This window comes from Marinomonas transparens (assembly GCF_016463975.1).
GTDB lineage: Bacteria > Pseudomonadota > Gammaproteobacteria > Pseudomonadales > Marinomonadaceae > Marinomonas > Marinomonas transparens.
Window position 1 is genome coordinate 92,404 of record NZ_JAEMNX010000003.1, and the last position, 19,689, is coordinate 112,092.

The following is a 19,689-nucleotide window of genomic DNA, read 5'->3' on the forward strand; positions in this document are numbered from 1 at the left end:
ATTTCTAGTTCCTTCCTGATGCCTGGTTATAGGCCCTAATATCAATCAAGTTGTTCTGAGCATAATCTCCCGCAAGGGATGCATTTGAGATCACCGCTATCTGCTTATCCACAAATGCTTTATCTTCTTCAGACACACTGTCAGGGATGTAAGCGCCACTCTCATCCTTTTGACGATACTCATTTAGCATTTGCTCCCTTAGGCCAAGCATTTCAGGCGACCAACTCGATGAGTCTTCAGAGTTGAATACGCGCCCCGCCAAACCTTCATTGAAAGCTTGAGCGAACACTTGGCTTTGAATCGGGGTCAATCCCATTCTCTGCCCTTCGCTGTATGCTTCCTTTTTAAAATCATCAGCATACTGCTCTAGGAACTCACCATATCGATTGTTAACTGCCGCACCGAATGCCCCCGCCAACATGGCTTCAGACTTAGTGCCCCAGTTTACTTCGGAAGCATACTGCGAACTCGATCCACTGTATGCATCATTAAACGCCGTCAATGGGTTTTCCAAAGAGGTTCCTGCATCAACGGCGGCTTTTAAGCCATCCCAGGTTGATTTGCTGGCCACCGTAGCGTTGTGCAAGAAACCTCGTGAGCCAGGATCTTCAAGCGCTTGTTCTTTGTAACTCTCATAGTCTTCGCCAAAGTGATTCAAGGTATGCAGTGCTGCATCAGTATGCTTGCCACTGAAATCACCAATAGCACTGGCGCTGTTGAAGAACATTTCAGCACCAGAAACTCCGCTATCATCAGCCATAATGCGTGATCGCCACTGAGATCCAGCTTCACTGTTTAGTCCAGATTGATAGGTACTTGTGTCAGTAGCTACGGCCTGCTGAGCTTGCTGCTGATGCGCATTCAACTGTCCATCTATACCAGACAGATTGGTTTGGTAAGCCGATTGAGCTGCGTTGAACTGAGTTTGAACTGTTGCTGCATCTTCGTAGCCGCCCAATACACCCGATTCAACTTGGCTTTGAGTACCACCAAAAGTAGGTGCAGTTGATGACAAGCCTTCATTTGAGCGCGGCTGAATTGATCGTAAATCGGCTCCGGTAGCCATGGCCATAACAGTCATTGCTGCTTGATAATCATTGTCCCGTTCAGCGGGCGTTGAAGAATTGCTATAGGTTAAAGACTCCATAGCTGCGGCCACATATGCCTGATTATCATCAGGTAACAAACGCTGATACATTGGAAGGTTTTCACGTAATCGGTTACCGGCTTCAACATGCTGGTTCATATAGCGACCTAAATAATCCATGACTTCAGGATTATCCGCCGCTAATCGGGTTAACGTCGCACCATCAGTATTTCTTTGTCCTGATAGACTGTAGCTGGCCTGATCAAGCTCACTAAAGCGGTTTGATGCCGTGACAACGTCTTGTGCTGAACTCTGAAGAGACTGATAGTCTTGGTTAGACAAGGACATCTCAACGCCAGAACGTCTTGAATCTGAAAGGTCCTTAACCATTGCATCGCGATACTCAGCACGTCGTGAATCACTTGATGCCAAGCTTTGCATCTCCCCAGTGAGCGTATTTGCGGTCGTAGATCGAGAACTGCCTTCTGATGACTCAACTTGGCCACTAAAGTTACCACCTAAATCCAAGCCTGCTCGTAACCGTGATATTTTTGGTACACGAGATGCGTCTGGCTTATCGACTCCTGGCAAGTTGCCCTGTGGGGAGTCATTCCCCCCTGTACCAAGTAATCTTCCCAAGAACCCTTTATCTGCTACTTCTTTATCATCGGTATTTGTAATGGTTCCATCGCCACCGACCCTTAAGCCTCCCGATAACACGCCAGATACCAAGCCACGTACAGCATCTTTTTTATCGTCTCCAAAACCATACCGAGTTTGCAGGTCATCAGTAACCTGATTAACAACGGCGCTAGATGCGGAGTTAGATGAGCCGATCTGACGTCCAACCGAAGACAGGTTGTCGTAACTTAGCTTTTCACCAAAAGTTCGACTCATAGTATTCCCAACCTGACGACTAAAGGCTTGGGTTGCCTGAGTCATGGATTCTTTTGCAGAGCCGACCATTGAACCCACTGCGTTTCCTACAGAGAAACTGCTTAGTAGGTTTGACGCTCCGGTCATAGCAGAACCCGTAAGGGCTGAATTCTGGAACATTGACTGTGATTGCATTACCGGGGCATTTTTCACGACATCTGGACTTGCCATCTTTTCATCAATGGCATCACCGTTTTGAAGACGTCCAGCCAAGTGGGTTGCAGTTATTGCTGAGCCATACACGAGCATGAGCGAAATTGCCGGAACACTCGACGCCAACATGCCGCCAGTAGCTATCCAGGTTTGCAGCACTGAATCCATCTGCATCATCCCAGCAAAAGATGGCACTTCTGTACCTGCAAAGGCATCAAGAGCCGACATTTTCCCTGCAACGGTTAAATGAATATACAGGTTAATGATAGCCATGACAGGCATCCAAAGTTGAATCCAAAGCAGGATTAACAAGTACTTCCCAGCCATTCGCATCCCGATTTGGCCAAGGGCTATCACAAAGGCCATCAAAGGGGTGATGGCGTAAATGAAACCCTCAAAAAACGTCATCATCGGACGAACGATACTTTGGAAAAGAGTCTGCTCCGCCGCCCATTGTGTATTGCGCTGTTCAATCGCTTGATTAACCATAACGGCGGCGGTGAAAGCTTGATCATCCATATACTTGCCCGTCACGCTTTGCTCATAAATAGGCAAAAGCACTGACGCGGTCATGTACTCTTGGGTGTTAACCGAAGCCAAACCAAGGTTATTCAGTGCATTTCGGATCACGTCATCAGTGTCAGTGGCTGACGAAGTCCCCAATGAGGCTGACAGAACCTGTTTAAGCCTCGGAATGAAGGTTGATTCTGTCATGAGTTTCAGTTGGCTATAGGCATCGGTGCAGTCCAGATCGCTACTGCTACCACTGAGCATGATGCGTGTGCCATATATGCGCGAATCAAACCTAATCGCAGTCATCGGGTTAGGATCACTCAGCACCTGATCTAGGTCCTTTTGGCCGATGTCGATGCCAATCAAGGTGCATTCTTTGATGTAGTTAAACCACGATTGCTCGATATCTGAGCCACCGACACGATTTGCATCACCCAACCCAGAGCGATCCATCACCTGTTTTCTCACTTTAATCAGTGACTGTAAACTGGATGCAAAGCCGTATTCCGTCATGGCGGGAGTTGAGAACGCCGTTTCAAACAATCGCGTGATTTGGAAGCCAACAGTCGAAATCGTACTACCTGCGGCAGCAACACCGATGGGCACATTATCAACCACTCGAACTTGTCCCGTGTACGCATCCTCAATGCTCACTCGGGTACTGGGCCCAAACATGGTTGCAAAGACTAGCCATGAGACTAAAACATGTTGAAAGTTAATCCCACGACCACCTTGCATTAAGGCCTGAACAGAGACCATCAATACCCCAATGAGCAAGCCAATGCGAACCATTGAAGTAAAGTCGCCTGTACCAGTGATCATCGCGACAGCGTTCAGGACCTGCTCTAAAAAAGCCGAATCCCCGATGGAATAGATTTCCCACATGACCTATTCCCCCAGCGCCGTAGATTTAACGGTGTAATAACGCTGTTTGCGAATGGTCTGAATCACCTGGTTAAAATGCGCCAGCAATTCTTGCTCTGAGCCGTATCTTCGCTGCAACGCAGCGTACTCCTCATTGATTTGGCGACGTGCACGTTCAAGGTCTTCGGTTAACAACTTCGCATAGGCATGATCTTCCACACCGGAGGTACTTCTAGCTGCATTGAGCATGTCTTCAACCAATGCTCGGGCCATCTCAACAGCAATAAATGGTGCCGCTCTTGAAGCAAACGACCTAGCGGCCCCTTCATTTAATGCAGAAAGTGTTCGAATCATACCGCCAATGCTCGCAGGAGCCGAGGTCATAAAAGCCTTTTCGGTGGTGCTAGCAGCCCCTGTATTTCGAGCAAACTTAAAAATAATGCCGTTACTAGAACCTGTACCAAGAAGTAAATTTTCTACCTGAGTTGATAACCCGGTAAGAGTCACGATAGTAATTGTCGGATTCAGACAGCCGTCTTGTGTCACTGTGTCACATCGGTACATAGCGACGTTACCGCCATGAATTAGATGCTCAATAGTCACTTTATTGCCATTCAGTCTGGTCAGTTTCGGGGCTTTACCTTGGCCATCAGCGGCATTAGCTAGATTACCAACAATGATCGAACCAGTCACCGACATAACTGCTTCAAGAAAACGGTCATCCCCCGATGCAAACCAGCTTGATGCCGAATGACGTTTCAGTGCTCGCCAAACCAAATTACCTTTAATCGTTCTGTTTACATCAGATGCCGCGACACTCGAAGCGTTCTCATATGGGTTCTTACCATTGGACTCACTCCAACTGGTAAAAATGTCCCCAGCCCCTTTAAGTGAGCTCAACATGCTGGCTTCTGTTTGCCCCTTTTTACCAAAAGCAGCCAGGGTATCGTTCACGACTCCCTGAGCCATTTGACAGGAATTACCAAAATACTCGTTCAACTGCTGGATTTTCTTTTGCAGTGTCTCCATGTGCTGGGAGCATTTCTCACACATAGCACTGAGCGCCAATTGGAATGCATACCCCTTGGCGTTTGCAGCAACAGAGCGAAGTAATTGAACAAACTGATCCGCGTTAACAAATGACAAACTTCCCGCGAACATATCAATGCCGCCACAACCGGCTTGGAATGACGGTGGCACCATAGAGACGAGGTTCTCGTTCATGATCCTGTTACGAACAACAACGCTTCCTCCAGATATAACGCCACGCCGCTGACTCTCGAATACACCAGGCGCAGTGGTGTTGGTCATTGAACCAAACAACTGGTTCATCTCCTGTTGCAAGCTTGCTTGGCTCATAGATGAAAAACCAATCGCACAGGCGATTAGCGATATTCGGATTACTTTTTTCATTGTTATAACCCTCCTTGTGCACGCAGATAGCGAACAAGGAACTCAGGGTCCTGTAATATCTTTTCGTTAAGCTCTTGGGCTGACATCGCGAGTGACACGCCGGGTTGAACAGGTCTGGTGGCATAGTAAGTTTGATCGTCAATCCAACCGGCTTGATGGGCTGCGAGAATGATTCGATTATTGAGCTCATCAAGGCTCATTGCGCCTTGTCCAATCGGAGTAATAACGTTAGGCGGGTCAACTAAGAACACGGCAGGGACAGTCGTAACGGACAAGGATTGTGCTTGTCCTGAATCGACTTTGTAATTGGGAAACTCTCCACCGGGTAAAGGCAAGCCATCGACAGCAATAGCAAACACCTCGAACCCATAGTTCAAGGCCATAGATTCGATGATAGGCGCTTGAGCATGGCAATAAGGGCAATCCGAACGATAGAAAAAGAACAAACCAGCCCGCTTCGCTACTTCACCTAAAGCTACATCACGTTGAGCGCCAGCTTCTCGATCCATCCGATTGGCAGCATAGGTCGCCAAGGGTCTGCGACTGATTTCATCCAAAACAGGATCGCCCATGACCACCTGCTGACTAACATCAGCAAACTGTGAGCCCTTATCCATCATGACGCGCTGGAGATACAGATAGGCTCTGACGTTCTCATTCGTCGGCTCATCAATTGCCTTGTCCATGAACGATTGCATATGCTCTCGGAACCATGCGGCACTGAAGGGCTTTAGTTCGCTCTGACTGGACTCCACGACACCAGTTTCCGGCTCTATCAGCTCATCAGGCTGCTCAGGTTCAGGAATAACCTGATACCAAAACCAGCCTTCCTGACCACGCTGATAGAATGGTCCATCACTGGCATGGGCGGGCAAGATGAATAGCAAGAAAATAATGATTGGGATGGTCACCCATAGGATGAACCAAGGGAACAAGGGGGTTCTCATTGTCAGCTCCAGAAAATTTCATAGAGCTAACATGCTAAAGATCCCCGTTAGAGCGATAGGCCAGATAGATGAATGAATCGTGTGTGTTTCTGACTAACTGCTGCGAACCGTAAAAGCTAATTCTTAGCAAGATAAAATTTGAATTTACAATTTTCCTACTTTAGAGCCAATAGCAAGAAAATTAACAAACCTGTCAGAAAATCATCATGTTTATAAAGAGTCGAGCAAGCTTAAGAAGCCTGAATAATCCTATCGCACTCTAAGACCACATACTCCGGTACATTGTCAAACTTGTGGGGATTAAGTTGCATCACGTATTCATTCTCTATGTGAAATGACTCGTTAACAAATTTCTGTAGAATGCTATCCTGTTGCCCATTTGCAGGTCCATGCACTTCCTTAAAGATGCGGTAGAGCTGTATTTTATCGTACCCAACAGTAGCTTCAGTGAATCGACGCTTCATCTCTACCTTATCCTTAATCACAGCTATAACCCTTGCATAATCAAAGTCAGAGATGAATTTCTTAATACCAACATCCGCATCAGCAATCTGTCCAGCGTTCATATCAACATCCCCATCATCAGATCTTAAGATTGGAATATCCCTAGCATGTAAGAGGTTAGCTAAATAATTGTACTCCAAGCCTAAATCATTAATTATCTCAAAGTGCCTTCTCAAATATATGCACTTAATAACTTCATCCTCAAGCTCTCGAATATTCTCCATACATATTTGTGCGAATGTTTGAATATTTTCTTCTCTGATCTCTACTTCGGAAACAACACCAGACTTTGATGCCAGAAAATATGCTGTTGGTTTAGGGTGTTGGAATAATCGTTTGACGCCCCTTATAACATCTATTGCAGGTTCAATATCATGGGTTAGCAAAAGCACTGTTGTGTCACGCAGACTTGCCTTACCTCTAAACAATTCATTCAGTATGGCGAATTTCTTTGTCTTATCAAAACTTGAAACGGGATCATCCAAGACTGCCAATCCAGGTTTTTCTCTTAAAACCTGATACATAAACAAAATAAGCGCAAAAGCGTTTCTTTCTCCATAGCTTAGATGTTGCGTAGCAGCTTCAATATGTTGATCATGCTCCTGGTGCACCAACTTCATCTTGTATGACTCAGCTTCAGACTTGATAACTACACTATATTTATAACCAGCTGACTTAAGAAAACCATTAATTCCATCCTGATTTTCTTCAACAGTCCTTTCAATGAGCTTTTTATGCTTGTTGATCTTACCTTTGAGTACACCCACCTTTTCAGCCAACTCTTGGAGTTTGGTATTTACGGGATCAACTACAGATTTTGTATCAACCGAATTAAGTCTTGCAATAAGACTGAGATCAATTCTCAGCTTACTTATTTCATCATTAATTTCCTCAACATCTCGAAGCACAAAAAACGATATAGCTCGCAAACCCTCTAGCTTAGAAATGAGCGTTTCAATATCACCTCTGAGGGCACTCAGGAAATTAGTTTCTTCTAGGGAAAGCGCTACCTTCGATTTAGTAATTTTCTCCAAACTGTCACGGCAAGCATCATCAAAATATTTACCTAGTCTTTCAATGACTATCTGTAACATACTCAAATGCTCAACAGACTTTGAATCATATTCTTTTGCAACTGCTTGCGCGATGTCCTTTTTATCAGTACCTTCAAAACTCGAAGAACAATATGGGCAATTATCCGACAATTCTAAGAAAGAGTTACCTTTCGTCTGCCAAGCTATCCATGTCGCCGGTTGATCACATTTTATAAATTTTTCAAATGGCTTGAGATGATTAGGAATATTCTCTATTTTATTTCCTGAACCAAATGCTTTATAACCTTTACTCGACTTGGAAAGAGCTCCGGTTTTTGTAACCCCAAAGGCATCACGAAGTTCCTTCAAATCTGATATAGCATTATCCAAGTCTTCGTTACCATGGAAAGCTTCTTTAATTCCTTGGAATAGTGCTTCTATCTCTTGCATAGCAGCAAGAAAGTCATCCGTCTTTATGAATATTTCAAAACTATTTTTCAGAACCTCATCCCGCTGGAAAGCAAATTGCGACACATAAGTGTCGTCAAATACCAAAACTGAGTCGATATCCTCAACCCCGACTACAGATGGATTAAATTGGCCTGTAAGTGCACGATATTTAAACGGCTTCAAATTTTGAAGCGATTCTTCATCGCTCACGGATGCCAATATTGCTTTTGCAATTGAGCTTTTCCCCAATCCATTAGGCCCATACTTTATATTAAGTGTTCCTTTGACGATCTGGATCTCAGCACTTTCGATGCTGTTGCAGTTTTGAATATTAATCGTAATTTTAGACATCCATTTTCCCCTTATCCTTTGTAAAGCCAATATAAATTGCAGGCTTAACAAGTTACTGTAATGCGAAAACAGTAACCAGCGTTTTTGTTGATCCATTTGGTACAAAAACAAAGTGCATACCGCTACCATGATGCCGCCAAGTATCAGCTTTTTTATTATATTTTTGGTTCTTATGAAGTGTTACCTTTTCAGGCAAAATTGCTTTTGTCAATGATGAGCTAAATAACTTTGAAATCAAAGCCTTCCAAGGATGCTTGGGCACTCCATCAGAAAGCCGTTCCACAAACCGTTCCAGTGCATGACGAGTCACCACGACAGGTCCAATGTTCGGAACGTTGATGACCTCATCGATTTCTCTCACTGTAGCATTATCGACGCTGTATTCTTCGAAGGAATGTGAGAGCCAATCGTCCCGCTTCTCTACCGAGATCTGTGCTTCCTGGTATCGAGTGAGCAAAAACCTAGTCAGGCTATAAAGTGAATGCTTAGTTGAGCGTTGTTTCTGTAACTTTTTGATAGCTCCTTTACTGACTCGGATTTGAAGCCCATTACCGCTTCGGTTACTCCCCATCACCTCTTTCACTGACAGTAGGTGATGAATAGCATAAAGCTCAGCTGCAATTGGCTTTTGCTGCTCGGGTAGCTTGTCGTATTGCTCACCTAAATCGACCTTTAGCTCACCACCTCTTCGAAGGCCGGTCTTCCAGTAAACCGTAAACTCACCATCAATCTGCTTTGTTAACAGAGTTAATACCATCATGTTTGTTTCTCCTATTGGTTATCTATTTTTCATTCTCCATGTTTTTTCAAATATGCAAGGCGCAAAAAAAGGGGCCGAAGCCCCTTGGATCAGATATGAACTTTAGGAAAGCCCATGGCACCGTAAACATTCAACACATCATTCCAATCCCAACTTTTCACGCCAAGTGACGTTGGTATCGGAGGGATCAACACTTGTGTCAGAATGCCTTTTTGCCAGGCTTTTTTCTTGAGTTCATTCGCTGCATTCAGGCCGGTCTCAGAGAGATCGTGATCTGCCCAGATGTACAGCATTTTCACATTACTTGGTGGTTCAAACCTAGCCAGTAGCGTTGCATTCACAACCGACCAACATGTTTGCCCCGTTGCTCTGGTTACCGCTAGGGCCGTTTCTATACCTTCAGAAACACCTAGTACTTCACCAGGCTCACCTATCGGAATGGCACCACCAGTGATTGTTCTGTCACTTGGTATCGGCATCATCTTTTTAGGCTTTTCGACCGGTGCTTTGAATCCATCTTCACTTAGGTAGATCCGATGGAACGTAGCCGAACGCCCTTGTTGAGTAACGATTTTACCTAGCAGCGCTGGGTAGCTATCGATAAACAGACCATCTTCATCATGGTAAGGCAAGTTTGGATGAAACCTCAGCACCGAATCCCATTCAGGACGAAGCCGCGTAACAATGCCACGACGATGCAAGTAGTTCCAAACTGGTTGCGCACGAGTATCTGCAAGAGATAGCGTTTCTCCCCAGGTTTGATTCAAGCGATGGATAATCGCTTTGTCCTCGTCCTGCTTTTTAGTCTTCCAGTCAACAGCGTTACTCGGTATTACCCGAGTTGGTACTTGTCCGGGTTGAATACCTAGAACTTGACCGATTGCTTCAATAGACTGAGCAAAGTTCCATCCATTAATCCAAGACAACAGTTCAAAGCCATCATGAAAGATACCGCAGGTATTACAAACGCCACCACCGGTATATTCAGCATCTTTGAACAGCCTAAAGCCATCACGACCGCCATGAACAGGACAAGCCACATGACGGCCTTTTCGAGCAATAGCGGCATCAAGTTCTGGCACCAACGCCGCCAGTATTTGAAGCCACTGGCCATTAAGATATGGCCTTACAGTTTCAATTTGTAAAGGTAACGCCATATAACCTCCTTAAGTAAAAAGCCGACTCCTACCACAAGTGATAAAAGTCAGCTCTGGGCCTGCATTGAGCCGTTTGGTTAATGCAGGAACGTTAGTCAAGCTGGATACCATGTCGTCTTAATAGCCACATGATGGAATCACGAAGCACATCAGGATCGACAACCGCAGCCATTGCGCAAACACGAAAGCAAAATGGCGTTAATTCGTCATTTTGAATCCACGACAACACATCCTTTCGCAATCGAGTACTGACACGACCGTCTAGCAATACACGGATCGCATCCAATAGAATGCCTTCGCGTAACTGCCAGATTTCCGTGTCAGACCAAGTGACAGGGGCATCATCAAACTCAAATAGAAATTCGAGCTGTGCTGATGTGTGCTGATGGGACTGCTTTTGTGATGTAGGAGAATGGGCAATACGCCCATTCATTACAGATAACCGCGTTCGGCAAGCGAAACGCAGCCCTCGGATGCGACCACGACATGGTCAAGCGTTCGAATATCAACAAGTGACAAGGCGTCACGAAGTCGATGAGTGATGCGTTTATCAGCTTCACTGGGTTCAGGATCACCCGATGGATGGTTATGAACCAGTATCACTGCTGCCGCATTAAATTCTAACGCCCGCTTTGTTACTTCCCTTGGATACACGCTTGCTGCATCTAAAGTGCCTTTGAACAGCTCTTCAAATCGAATAACGCGATGCTTTGTATCAAGAAACAGCACGCCAAAGACTTCGTGCTCATACTCGTGCATCAGTGTTTGCAGGTATGAGAACGCCGATGATGGCTGTTCAATTTTGCGACCTTTACTCAATCGACCACGGGCAAGCTTGAGCGCCATATCTAAGATATCCGCTTCAGTCACTTGCTCAGGAACGATGTAAGTACCGGCTTCTTCGCCAGCTAAGAATTTTTTGTTTTTCATAGGAGTCTCCAGAAAAAACGGAGACGAACCCATGCCCTGAAGGGGACGGAATCGTCCCCGCAGGGTGGTAAAATTGATGTGGTTACTGAATTAACAGTTGTTGTGTTACTTCGAATAACTCACGCTTCAGATCTTTGACGTCGTTAATCACGATGCTTTGAGGAAAGAATTTCTCAACACTGCGTGTTTGAATCCCTATTCCCAGCAGCTCAAAGCCACTTCGTCTGCACCGGTCAACAATGTCATGCGTGGCAGCCCAATCATCTGGGTCACCATCCGTTAGCACTATCATTAGCTTTCGCTTCTGTTTTTGCGCTAACAAACTGTTTGCCGCAAACCACATCGCTTGTGCCATAGGCGTACAACCTCGTGGTCTTTGGTCAAAACAGGCGGCCCGATGTCGAACCGATTGCTTGGGCAATAACGCGATAGAAACTTCCTGATGAATACCAGGAAAATAACTGACCGCAGGTACAACACCCGGTATGCCTTCCAGTGCCATGGCCAAAGCCAAAGCGGCTTCATTAGCAACATGAAAGTACTTTCGATTACCTTCGCCAATGGGCTTACCCATTGAGCCCGATATATCGACAAGCAAGTGCACAGCAGCATTGGGCGCAATGCGAGGTTGCCTTTGAATAAACAATCTCGACTCACCTGTTTGTGAAGCGGCAAGACGATGAGTTGCAACTCGAAGACCGTGCCTTTTGGCATGATTCCGATTGTCCTGACTGGACTGAACCATGCCCCTAAGTCGGGCTCGAATTTGAGCCGACTCAGACGCCGATAAGGTCAAGATGGCCTCATCACCCAACATAGCTTGCTCTGCTTGGGGCAAACTGAGAGGTGTGACGCCCTGATGTCCTTCAGCTTGTTCCGACAACACTTCTGCCACTTGGGCAAAGGTATCGGGTTCAAACTGAGCGGCACTGGCCTCTAAGGCTTGTCGCAAATTGTCAGCTTGATCAGAGTTATCAGAATCACTCGTTTCAGCAGCATCCCCTGTTACAGACGAACCTGTTTCCGGGGTTTGACTGTCACTACTGCTATTGCTGTCATTACTCGCATCTTGTCCAATGTCATCAGCATCAGACTCATCCTGTGGTGGACGAGATTCTTCTTCCAACATGGCAACGATGGCATCGACAAGTTTCAGCACTTCACCTGTAGATGCCAGGCTAGGCACTGCTGTCAGCATGGCGCTTAACCGGCTCATCGCTGCGGCAGGAAAGAGTTGTCTCACTCTTTCATCAACAGCTTGATACAAAGGCGTCAGCGCTTTCTGGCCCAGAAAATGGCATCTCAAGCGAAACAACAACCAGGCTTGCAAGTTAGATGCAGGCTCAGGCTGTTTAGGTACACACATTTGCTGTGTGTCCACCATGTACTCAATCACTTGCGAAATACTGCGCCGGGTTCCGGGGTAATCCTTTGCCAATTCGTTTTCAATGCGCACATCCTCAATAATATTGAGAAGTGCCTTACGGATCGGCTTAGACGACGCCTTCTTCACCATGTCAAAATTGGTATGCCGAATATGCGCCGCTTCATGAGCCAGATAACCCCAAGCTATCTGTTGATAGTGTGGGTCGTCTGGGTTTGCTGTTGGGATCACAATCCGCTCACCATCGGTAAACGCATCTTGTCCTTGAATAAGCACCTTCACACCAAACTTTTCGCCATAAGCGGCGGCAACGATTGGCAGTGCGTTTTTTAATGGATGATTCATGGGAGTCTCCTAATCATTAGGGGGAATACTCCCTCAGCGGGAGCGTTTCCCCGCTGGGAATGTAAGTGTTTAAACCTGTGCTTTTAGCTTATCCAGGTCGTATTTTTGACCTAACCAAGCCACCAATTGAGCTGGACTCTCGTGCTGCTCAAATGACGTTTTAAGCTGGTCTAAACTCAGGATGTCATCCAATGTCAGACCGTACTGGTCTTGTAACTGAGTAGACACCTCGTGTTGATATTGCAGCCAGGCCCGCTCATAAGCGGTTTGCTGCAATGCCATGTTTGGAACAAATACCATGGCCGTTACCCAAACTCCTTGTGCGTCCGCATCTGCGATCAAAACAGGGTTCTTGGGGATCAAGACACTATGTGTTGAGTACGACCGTTGTACTAACGTTCGACAACACGCCACTTCTGGTATCGATTCACTTTCAACCGCATCAGTCACACCACGAAAATGTGCTTCAAACTGGTTCAGTTGGCTGGGGTTATGGATGGTTGATTGCATAATTTCCTCTTACATAGTTCAGAGGACATGCGCCCTTAAGGGCAACATGCCCTCAAGGACGTTAGAAATAAAATGAGTTTGGTACAGTCGAACCAAGGTTTGGTCTGACGGTTGGTTGTGGTATTGCACGTAAGTTATCTGCCTGAGCAGATACTGGCTGTGCGGGTTTAGGTTCAGGTTTGGGCATCAGTTGTCTGATATCCAATTGACCTTCACCGTGCATTCTCATCTTGTCTGGATCAGACAAAATTAAAATGGTCGCCATCAGTTCGTGATAGAGATTGTCTGTCACAGGGCCGGTCTTCGGCAGACGAACAAATAAATTGTCCATCGCTTCAACCATCGGCTGAACTCGATGATCCAGGAAGGACAAACCATCCAACTTGTCTCTTAATCGCTTGAGCGGATTAAGAGCTCGCTGACTGATTTGATTCTTGCCTGCAACGGAACGCTCAAACAGTTCATTGGCATCACGAGCCACCTCCCTAAAGAGGGTGTGTCCCATACCATTGACCTTGTCATCTAAGCCTCCAGCTTGTTCAGCCGGTTGCATTCGATAGATGGCATAATCGAACTGAAGCCGTTGTTCCACGTCTTCGATGGGCGATAATGCACGTCGGATTGCATCTGCAAATTCCGGGTGTTTCGCAACCCAGTCAAACGTCACCTGATCATAGTTGTCCAAGAACAACTGCTTACACTGCGCAAACTCCTGACCGATCCGGTCAAGCTCTGGAACAATCTGATCAATTCGGTCTTCAGGGACGGCATAGCCACCTAAAAACCGCACACCGACTTGCTCACACAAGCGCTGCGCTTCTTTCTTAAGCCTTTCAAAGTTCGCCAATGCCTCAGGGTCGCAAATTTTTTTACTCCCTAAGCTGGCAACATCCTTCGGTGGAAGTTGGCTGCCATTGGCTAGTCTGAAATCTTCAGGCCTTAGTTTTTTTCTACCGCTCCAGATGGAACAGTCGATGTGACAAATCAAAAGTTTGTCGAGGGTTTGAATACTCATAGTGCTTCCTCATGCGAGATGGGGACGCACCACTCCCAACAGGAGCAATGGCCCCCATTTGGGTGGTAGTAGTTGACGCGCTAATGGCAACATCACTATCAGAAATAGTAATTTTGCGAATCTGGCGACGATTGGTTGAGATCGATTTTCACAGGCATTAAGTCCAGTGCTTCAGCTATCGGGCGAACCCGCTCTAAATCACTGCCTAGCAACCGCAATACATCTTTTTCCAACTTCAGTTGGTCGGATACTTCTATCCCTTCAGGACTCGCTACTGTGAGCGAACACAGTGGTGGTAATTGACGCTTAAAGGCCAGTAACAGCAACAATGGCCACGGGCCATCATCAGTGTTAACAATGCCAGCGCCTTCACCTGACACCATGCTGATTTGATTGGTACTAGGTAATCCGCTTTTGCAAAACCCTAATGACCATTCTCCAATCCTGACCTGGTTATCATCAATAACAGCCAAGCCATAGGCTTCAAGCAGCTTTGCCATATCGAACAACGCTTTTTGCGCCAGCGATATTTGGCCATTGACGTCCTTGCGAGCACGAAACTCCCAACTGACGTTATTGGCGCACGCGACACTATCTAGCGCATTTGAGAGTTCAAATGGCCGCCCTTGATGATCAATACCGACGTGTCCAACAAATCGATAACCCTTGTTGATTTTCTCATTGATTCGTCGGTCTGCTTCAGCGTTAGGATCAGTCGAATCAATCAATCGCTGCTGCGATAATTGACCGGCTTTTCCAAACCGAACTTCAATCTCCTTGGTATCTGATCCAACGTAAATGGCCCATTCTTTGGCTGTCCCATCAGAATGACTGTAACGGTAAAGAGCAAAGCACTTTTCCATCATCAATCCTCCCAATGGTCACCGAAGACATCAGCGGCAATACGGTGAATGGCTTCTCGTTGCTCCAACTCAGCACGAGCCGTCAAAGACCGAACCAGTGCATACTCCACTGCGTTAGGAGCGCCTTTAAAAGCAAGTGTTAACTTTGCCCAGCGCACCAAGGTCCTAGTGGACATCGTGATACTAAGCTCTGCTCCGCCATCCGCGCCCCCAATAAAAAGACGACGAATGTCACCGGCTACTTTCACCATTTTTTGGCGAAAGACTTCTGGCAAGCCCGGCGCAAAATTCTCCAGAATGGCTTCCTCTACAGATGGCTCTGCATAGGTCGCTTCAATGATTCTAAAGCGATCAAGGAAAGCCAAATTCTGTTGAAGCACACCTTGATACAAGCCCGTCTGGTCACCGCTGCCCGCACTGTTACCGGTAGCGATAAAACGAAACTTGTTATGTGGCATGATGATCTCTCCGCCATTTTGTGCGATGACCAACGGGGCACCTTCCAAAATGTCATTGAGCCCAGCCAGTTCAGCAGGCTCAGCAAGATCCATTTCATTAATGATCAGCAAATGGCCATGCTTAACAGCCAGTGCCAGCGGCCCATACACAAAGGTCATATTGCCATTAACCAGTGTGTGGTGACCGATAAGATCGGACAACTCCAATCGACCGTGCGCAGTAATTTGCTGAACAGGCCAATTCAATCGAGAAGCAACTTGGCAAATTAGCGAGGTCTTACCGCATCCAGTGGGGCCTGTAATATACAAACCGTCACCGTCTGGGTGAGACAAGAACGCCAATACGTCACGTAAGTCTTCTTTTCTAAAAACATACTCGTCCTTGCGAACGGGAATGTTTGGATGGGTAGTGTCGGCACCATATCCTTCCAGAACGAAAGCATCAGGAGCCGGGACATTAAACGCTTGATTCACTTGAACCAAAAATGGGGATTGTTCTGTCATGGTAAACCTCATTAGTTTTAACGAGGCCCCATGCCCCAACAGGGAATGAAGTCCCCGTCGGGTGGTGTGTTGATTGTGGTATGGCTGTGTATGTAAGAGTTCAGCTCGCTCTATCATTCGTACCCAGCATTGGCTACGAGTGAAACTGCTTTCTGATGCACTCGATGTAAGCGCATGAGAAAGGAGCCGAAATCGGCTCCAAGTGAACGTTAAAAGTAAAATGAGCTCGGCGAGTCACCTGGCAGAACCAAGTTATCTTGCTCAAGACTGATTTTGAGTGGTGTTTCAACGGGCTGCTCTGGCTTATTGGTGCTAATGCGCAACCGCTCTTGTGGCGCTTTTCGGTAAGCGGCTAAAACCTGTTCATCCAGCTCGCCTAACTTATCGGTGGCCAATTGCTTATAGTCCACCGTGCCCGCCATCATGTAGCGGCTGAGTTTGACCCCAGCATAGTCGGCATGAGCGTAGTTACCCATCATGGCGACCAATTTTGACTGGGCGTCTCGCATTTCCTCTTTCAAAGATTTAATGTGATTTTCCAGTCGGACCACTTCGGCATGTGCTGAGCAATACTGTCGAGACAGCGATGTCCAACGGTATTGGGCTTCACCCTTGGGAACAAAACAATCTTGCTCAGGGCATTTTGACGGTTCTTTTTTGGTCTGTACTAACTCCCAAAACTGAAGCGCTGTTTCTTGCAACTCAGTTAAGAACGCCGCGTCTCGTTGTATTTCAAACTCAATCAGTTGATCCTTTAAATAGAAAACCAACCAACCTCGCGTGCTATTGGCGACCAGTATTTGATGCTGTACTTGCACCCAATACAACTGGTACGCCTCGCTTTGTTCTCGGTGAGCTTGCACATCCTCAAAAACTGACTGGCAAGGACATTTCAGTTCAACGGGTTCGCCCGCATCGTTGATGCCATCAAAGCTGGCTCGAAAGATTGCGTTATGATCGGCTTCTGCACATAACGGCAGAAGAAAGTCATTATGCGCATTCTCAAATGCTCGCCTTGCTTGAGGCTCCAACCGTATACCGCGAAGCACATTTGGATTATTCGACAGGTCTTCCGGTAATACGAATCCGGTTTTTTCTGCCCATAATCGCCAAGGTGTTTTGTAGGGTGAACGCCCCATAATAATTGGGGCTTCAGATGCCGTAACCCCTGCAATGCGCCACTGGTGCCATGCAGGAGTACGTTGTGATAGGTCGATAACCTTCATATTGCCTCCTTTGAGGGGAGACTCCCCTGAAAGAGAGAACTCCCCTTCAGGGTTAAGTGGTTACTTTGCAGCTTGTGCTAACGCTGTTTGGGGCTGAATAACACTTGCTTGAACCGAATCAATTGCCGCTTTACCGGCTTGAATCGAACCTAAGACAAGGGCAACAACCAATACCAAGCGAAAAAGTGAGGCTGATTTAGTCATGGAAGATCTCCAAAAAATGACGAGACCTTCCCCCTCACGGGAGAATAATCCCGCCAGGGTTAGTAAAATGAATGCGTGGCGCTAAGAAGCTAAAGGCTGTGTGAGCGCTTTGGCTGCTTGTTGCTGTGCATTAAATATTTCTTGTTTCGCAAACGTCAGTTCAACACCTTGAAAATGTTCATTGGCATATTCCAATGCACTATTCCAAGCGTTTGAAGCTTCCGCCCGCTCGATAAGCTTGTAAACAAGCCCTCGGGTTCGATCATCAACTTGCTCAGGTGGAATCACCGATGGCTCAACAACGTGTGTTGCTTGGCCTTCGATAATTCGCTCCGCTTCGTCTTGATCGAAAATTCCCACAAAGCCAAACGCAATGCGGGAACACTGGATCATGGATTTATGTCTTAGCATTCGCTTAGTGTGCGTCTGCCATGGACCATCCACACGGTAAGGGCCATTTTTGCCGTTACCTTCAAAAGGCGGTCGATAGACTTCATCCAGGTACTCAGTGATTTTGACTGGGTGCGAACGGTCGCGCCGGTAGATGATGCATTCCATCCATTCCGGGCATTCTTTCGCACCATCCAGGGAGACTTTGTTTTCTGAAGTCTTAAACTCCATGCCATCAAACTGGTCGTGTTGATTGATGATGCGAGACCATCCATCGACACCTACCACTGGAATAATTCCAGCTTGTTTATCAGGGAACGCAAAAATCTCTTTGGTGAAAGGGTTCAAGCCGTACTGATCTGCAACCACTAAGAGCGCCATCATCTGCTCATTGGTCGGTGCACTACCGTCACGTTGCTTGAATGCTGTTGCTTTTAGGGTATCGAACAACTTGTTTGGATCGACACTAAAGCGCTCAGCAAAGCGTTGGATTAGCTTTGGTTTTTCCATTGTGGACTCCGACAATCAAAGTGGGAGTCTGCCCCTGACGGGAAAGTACTCCCGGCTGGGTTAAAGCGTTTTTGCTCGGTTAAAAATCTGGTTCAGGATAAGTTTGTGCCCAATTAGTTTGGGAGCCTGCATCATCCGCCGCTGATGGCTCAGATGCTTTGTTCACACTATCCAGTAGCAGAAACTCGTCCGCGTCCACTTCGGTCAATCGATGCTTAATGCCATCTTTCTCCCATGAGCGCGTGCGCTGAGGCCCTTGAACAAAAAGCTTCGCTCCTTTTTGGATCAAATCTTTTGCTCTCAGCCCTAACTTAAATCCACCACGATCTCGAAAAACGACCCGATGCCATTCCGTATGCTCTTTGAGCTCATTGGATTGACGGTCGCGCCATTTCTCAGAAGTGGCCAGCGAAATGCTGGTCACCAAATCACCTGATGGATAGGCTCGCGTCTCTGGCTCAGCGCCAACGTAGCCTATGAGTGTTACTTGGTTTTTCATGATGTTCTCCTCGTCTTAGTTGAACTCTGTGCACACAGTCGCTTCTACCCGGCTGGGCAAAGAAGACTGACGACGCAGATAGGTTGGTATTTCGAGTAAAGCCATGTCGTACTGATGTGGCTCTTTGTAAAACGCAGATGTCAAACGGGGCATACCAGGAGCTTTAGGCACTGCCATTGGACGACGTTTTGGTGTTGGTGTGAGCAATCGCTTGATTTGAGTAAGTACAAATCGAAACGGGCGCACGCATTGACGAGCAAGCAATCGCAAAAGCGACCAGCTCAGTTTTGCAAGCAACATAATGCCTGCGATTTGGATAATAAACCCGAAGATATATTCCATTGGTGACTCCTTAATTTGGTTTTGAAGGAGTCACCCCCAACTGGGGAAAACTCCCCCAGTTGGGTGGTGAAAAGGCGAACCGTAAGGAACGCATGGTTGAGCATGTAGAAACATGCAGGCTATTTGTTTAAGGAGGCTAGCTACCTCTTAGTGCCACTGAGAAAACTCAGCGGCGGGCTTCCTTTGAGCTCATGCTCTCAGGCGCAGATATCACTGAAACAGATCAGCAATATTTGATAGTCAGTGTAACCGTCTTATCCAGACAGGGTAGTTAGAAAGATGCTCAATTCTTCCACCTAGCTGAAAGGCCATTACCTCACAGAGGATTAGGCTAGGGACT

At 46.6% G+C, this 19,689-nt stretch carries 18 protein-coding genes; all 18 read right to left on the reverse strand.

The window, feature by feature from the left end:
* Positions 1-4: 4 nt before the first annotated feature.
* Positions 5-3,574 (reverse strand): conjugal transfer protein TraG N-terminal domain-containing protein, encoded by a 3,570-nt coding sequence (locus I8J31_RS05090; RefSeq protein ID WP_199467222.1) that lies wholly within the window; start codon positions 3,572-3,574, stop codon positions 5-7.
* Between the two features lie 3 nt (positions 3,575-3,577).
* Positions 3,578-4,966, reverse strand: a complete 1,389-nt coding sequence (locus I8J31_RS05095; protein WP_199467223.1) for a conjugal transfer protein TraH — start codon at positions 4,964-4,966, stop codon at positions 3,578-3,580.
* Positions 4,967-4,968: 2 nt separating this feature from the next.
* Positions 4,969-5,913 (reverse strand): thioredoxin family protein, encoded by a 945-nt coding sequence (locus I8J31_RS05100; RefSeq protein WP_024015935.1) that lies wholly within the window; start codon positions 5,911-5,913, stop codon positions 4,969-4,971.
* Positions 5,914-6,143: 230 nt separating this feature from the next.
* Positions 6,144-8,252 carry an AAA family ATPase gene (locus I8J31_RS05105; RefSeq protein WP_199467224.1) on the reverse strand — a complete coding sequence of 703 codons (2,109 nt, stop codon included), beginning with the start codon at positions 8,250-8,252 and terminating at the stop codon, positions 6,144-6,146.
* A 52-nt stretch (positions 8,253-8,304) separates the two neighbouring features.
* Positions 8,305-9,012: a hypothetical protein gene (locus I8J31_RS05110; RefSeq protein ID WP_199467225.1), complete on the reverse strand. Its 708-nt coding sequence runs from the start codon at positions 9,010-9,012 to the stop codon at positions 8,305-8,307.
* Between the two features lie 89 nt (positions 9,013-9,101).
* Positions 9,102-10,169 (reverse strand): DUF7146 domain-containing protein, encoded by a 1,068-nt coding sequence (locus I8J31_RS05115; RefSeq protein WP_199467226.1) that lies wholly within the window; start codon positions 10,167-10,169, stop codon positions 9,102-9,104.
* 91 nt (positions 10,170-10,260) lie between these two features.
* Positions 10,261-10,602: a hypothetical protein gene (locus tag I8J31_RS05120; RefSeq protein WP_023266667.1), complete on the reverse strand. Its 342-nt coding sequence runs from the start codon at positions 10,600-10,602 to the stop codon at positions 10,261-10,263.
* On the reverse strand, positions 10,602-11,099 hold the full coding sequence (gene radC, locus I8J31_RS05125; protein WP_012368361.1) for a RadC family protein: 498 nt from the start codon (positions 11,097-11,099) through the stop codon (positions 10,602-10,604). Before radC ends, I8J31_RS05120 begins: the two co-directional genes overlap by 1 nt.
* Positions 11,100-11,181: 82 nt before the next feature.
* Entirely contained in the window at positions 11,182-12,828 is a 1,647-nt protein-coding gene (locus I8J31_RS05130; protein ID WP_199467227.1) for a VWA domain-containing protein, read from the reverse strand.
* 69 nt (positions 12,829-12,897) lie between these two features.
* Positions 12,898-13,338 carry a hypothetical protein gene (locus tag I8J31_RS05135; protein WP_022614431.1) on the reverse strand — a complete coding sequence of 147 codons (441 nt, stop codon included), beginning with the start codon at positions 13,336-13,338 and terminating at the stop codon, positions 12,898-12,900.
* Between the two features lie 61 nt (positions 13,339-13,399).
* Positions 13,400-14,353 (reverse strand): DUF3150 domain-containing protein, encoded by a 954-nt coding sequence (locus I8J31_RS05140; protein ID WP_000027441.1) that lies wholly within the window; start codon positions 14,351-14,353, stop codon positions 13,400-13,402.
* Between the two features lie 98 nt (positions 14,354-14,451).
* Complete coding sequence (locus I8J31_RS05145) at positions 14,452-15,219, reverse strand: hypothetical protein (RefSeq protein WP_199467228.1); 768 nt, start codon at positions 15,217-15,219, stop codon at positions 14,452-14,454.
* The gene (locus I8J31_RS05150; RefSeq protein ID WP_199467229.1) at positions 15,219-16,178 is read right to left on the reverse strand and encodes an AAA family ATPase; all 960 of its coding nucleotides are present in this window, start codon (positions 16,176-16,178) and stop codon (positions 15,219-15,221) included. The genes I8J31_RS05145 and I8J31_RS05150 overlap by 1 nt, the downstream gene beginning before the upstream one ends.
* Positions 16,179-16,387: 209 nt before the next feature.
* The gene (locus I8J31_RS05155; RefSeq protein WP_199467230.1) at positions 16,388-17,404 is read right to left on the reverse strand and encodes a YqaJ viral recombinase family nuclease; all 1,017 of its coding nucleotides are present in this window, start codon (positions 17,402-17,404) and stop codon (positions 16,388-16,390) included.
* Between the two features lie 60 nt (positions 17,405-17,464).
* Positions 17,465-17,608 carry a hypothetical protein gene (locus tag I8J31_RS05160; protein ID WP_199467231.1) on the reverse strand — a complete coding sequence of 48 codons (144 nt, stop codon included), beginning with the start codon at positions 17,606-17,608 and terminating at the stop codon, positions 17,465-17,467.
* Between the two features lie 81 nt (positions 17,609-17,689).
* Entirely contained in the window at positions 17,690-18,508 is an 819-nt protein-coding gene (gene bet, locus I8J31_RS05165; RefSeq protein ID WP_000414662.1) for a phage recombination protein Bet, read from the reverse strand.
* Positions 18,509-18,587: 79 nt separating this feature from the next.
* Positions 18,588-19,007, reverse strand: a complete 420-nt coding sequence (locus tag I8J31_RS05170) for a single-stranded DNA-binding protein (RefSeq protein ID WP_199467232.1) — start codon at positions 19,005-19,007, stop codon at positions 18,588-18,590.
* Positions 19,008-19,022: 15 nt separating this feature from the next.
* Entirely contained in the window at positions 19,023-19,349 is a 327-nt protein-coding gene (locus I8J31_RS05175) for a plasmid-related protein (RefSeq protein ID WP_088585952.1), read from the reverse strand.
* Positions 19,350-19,689: the final 340 nt, after the last annotated feature.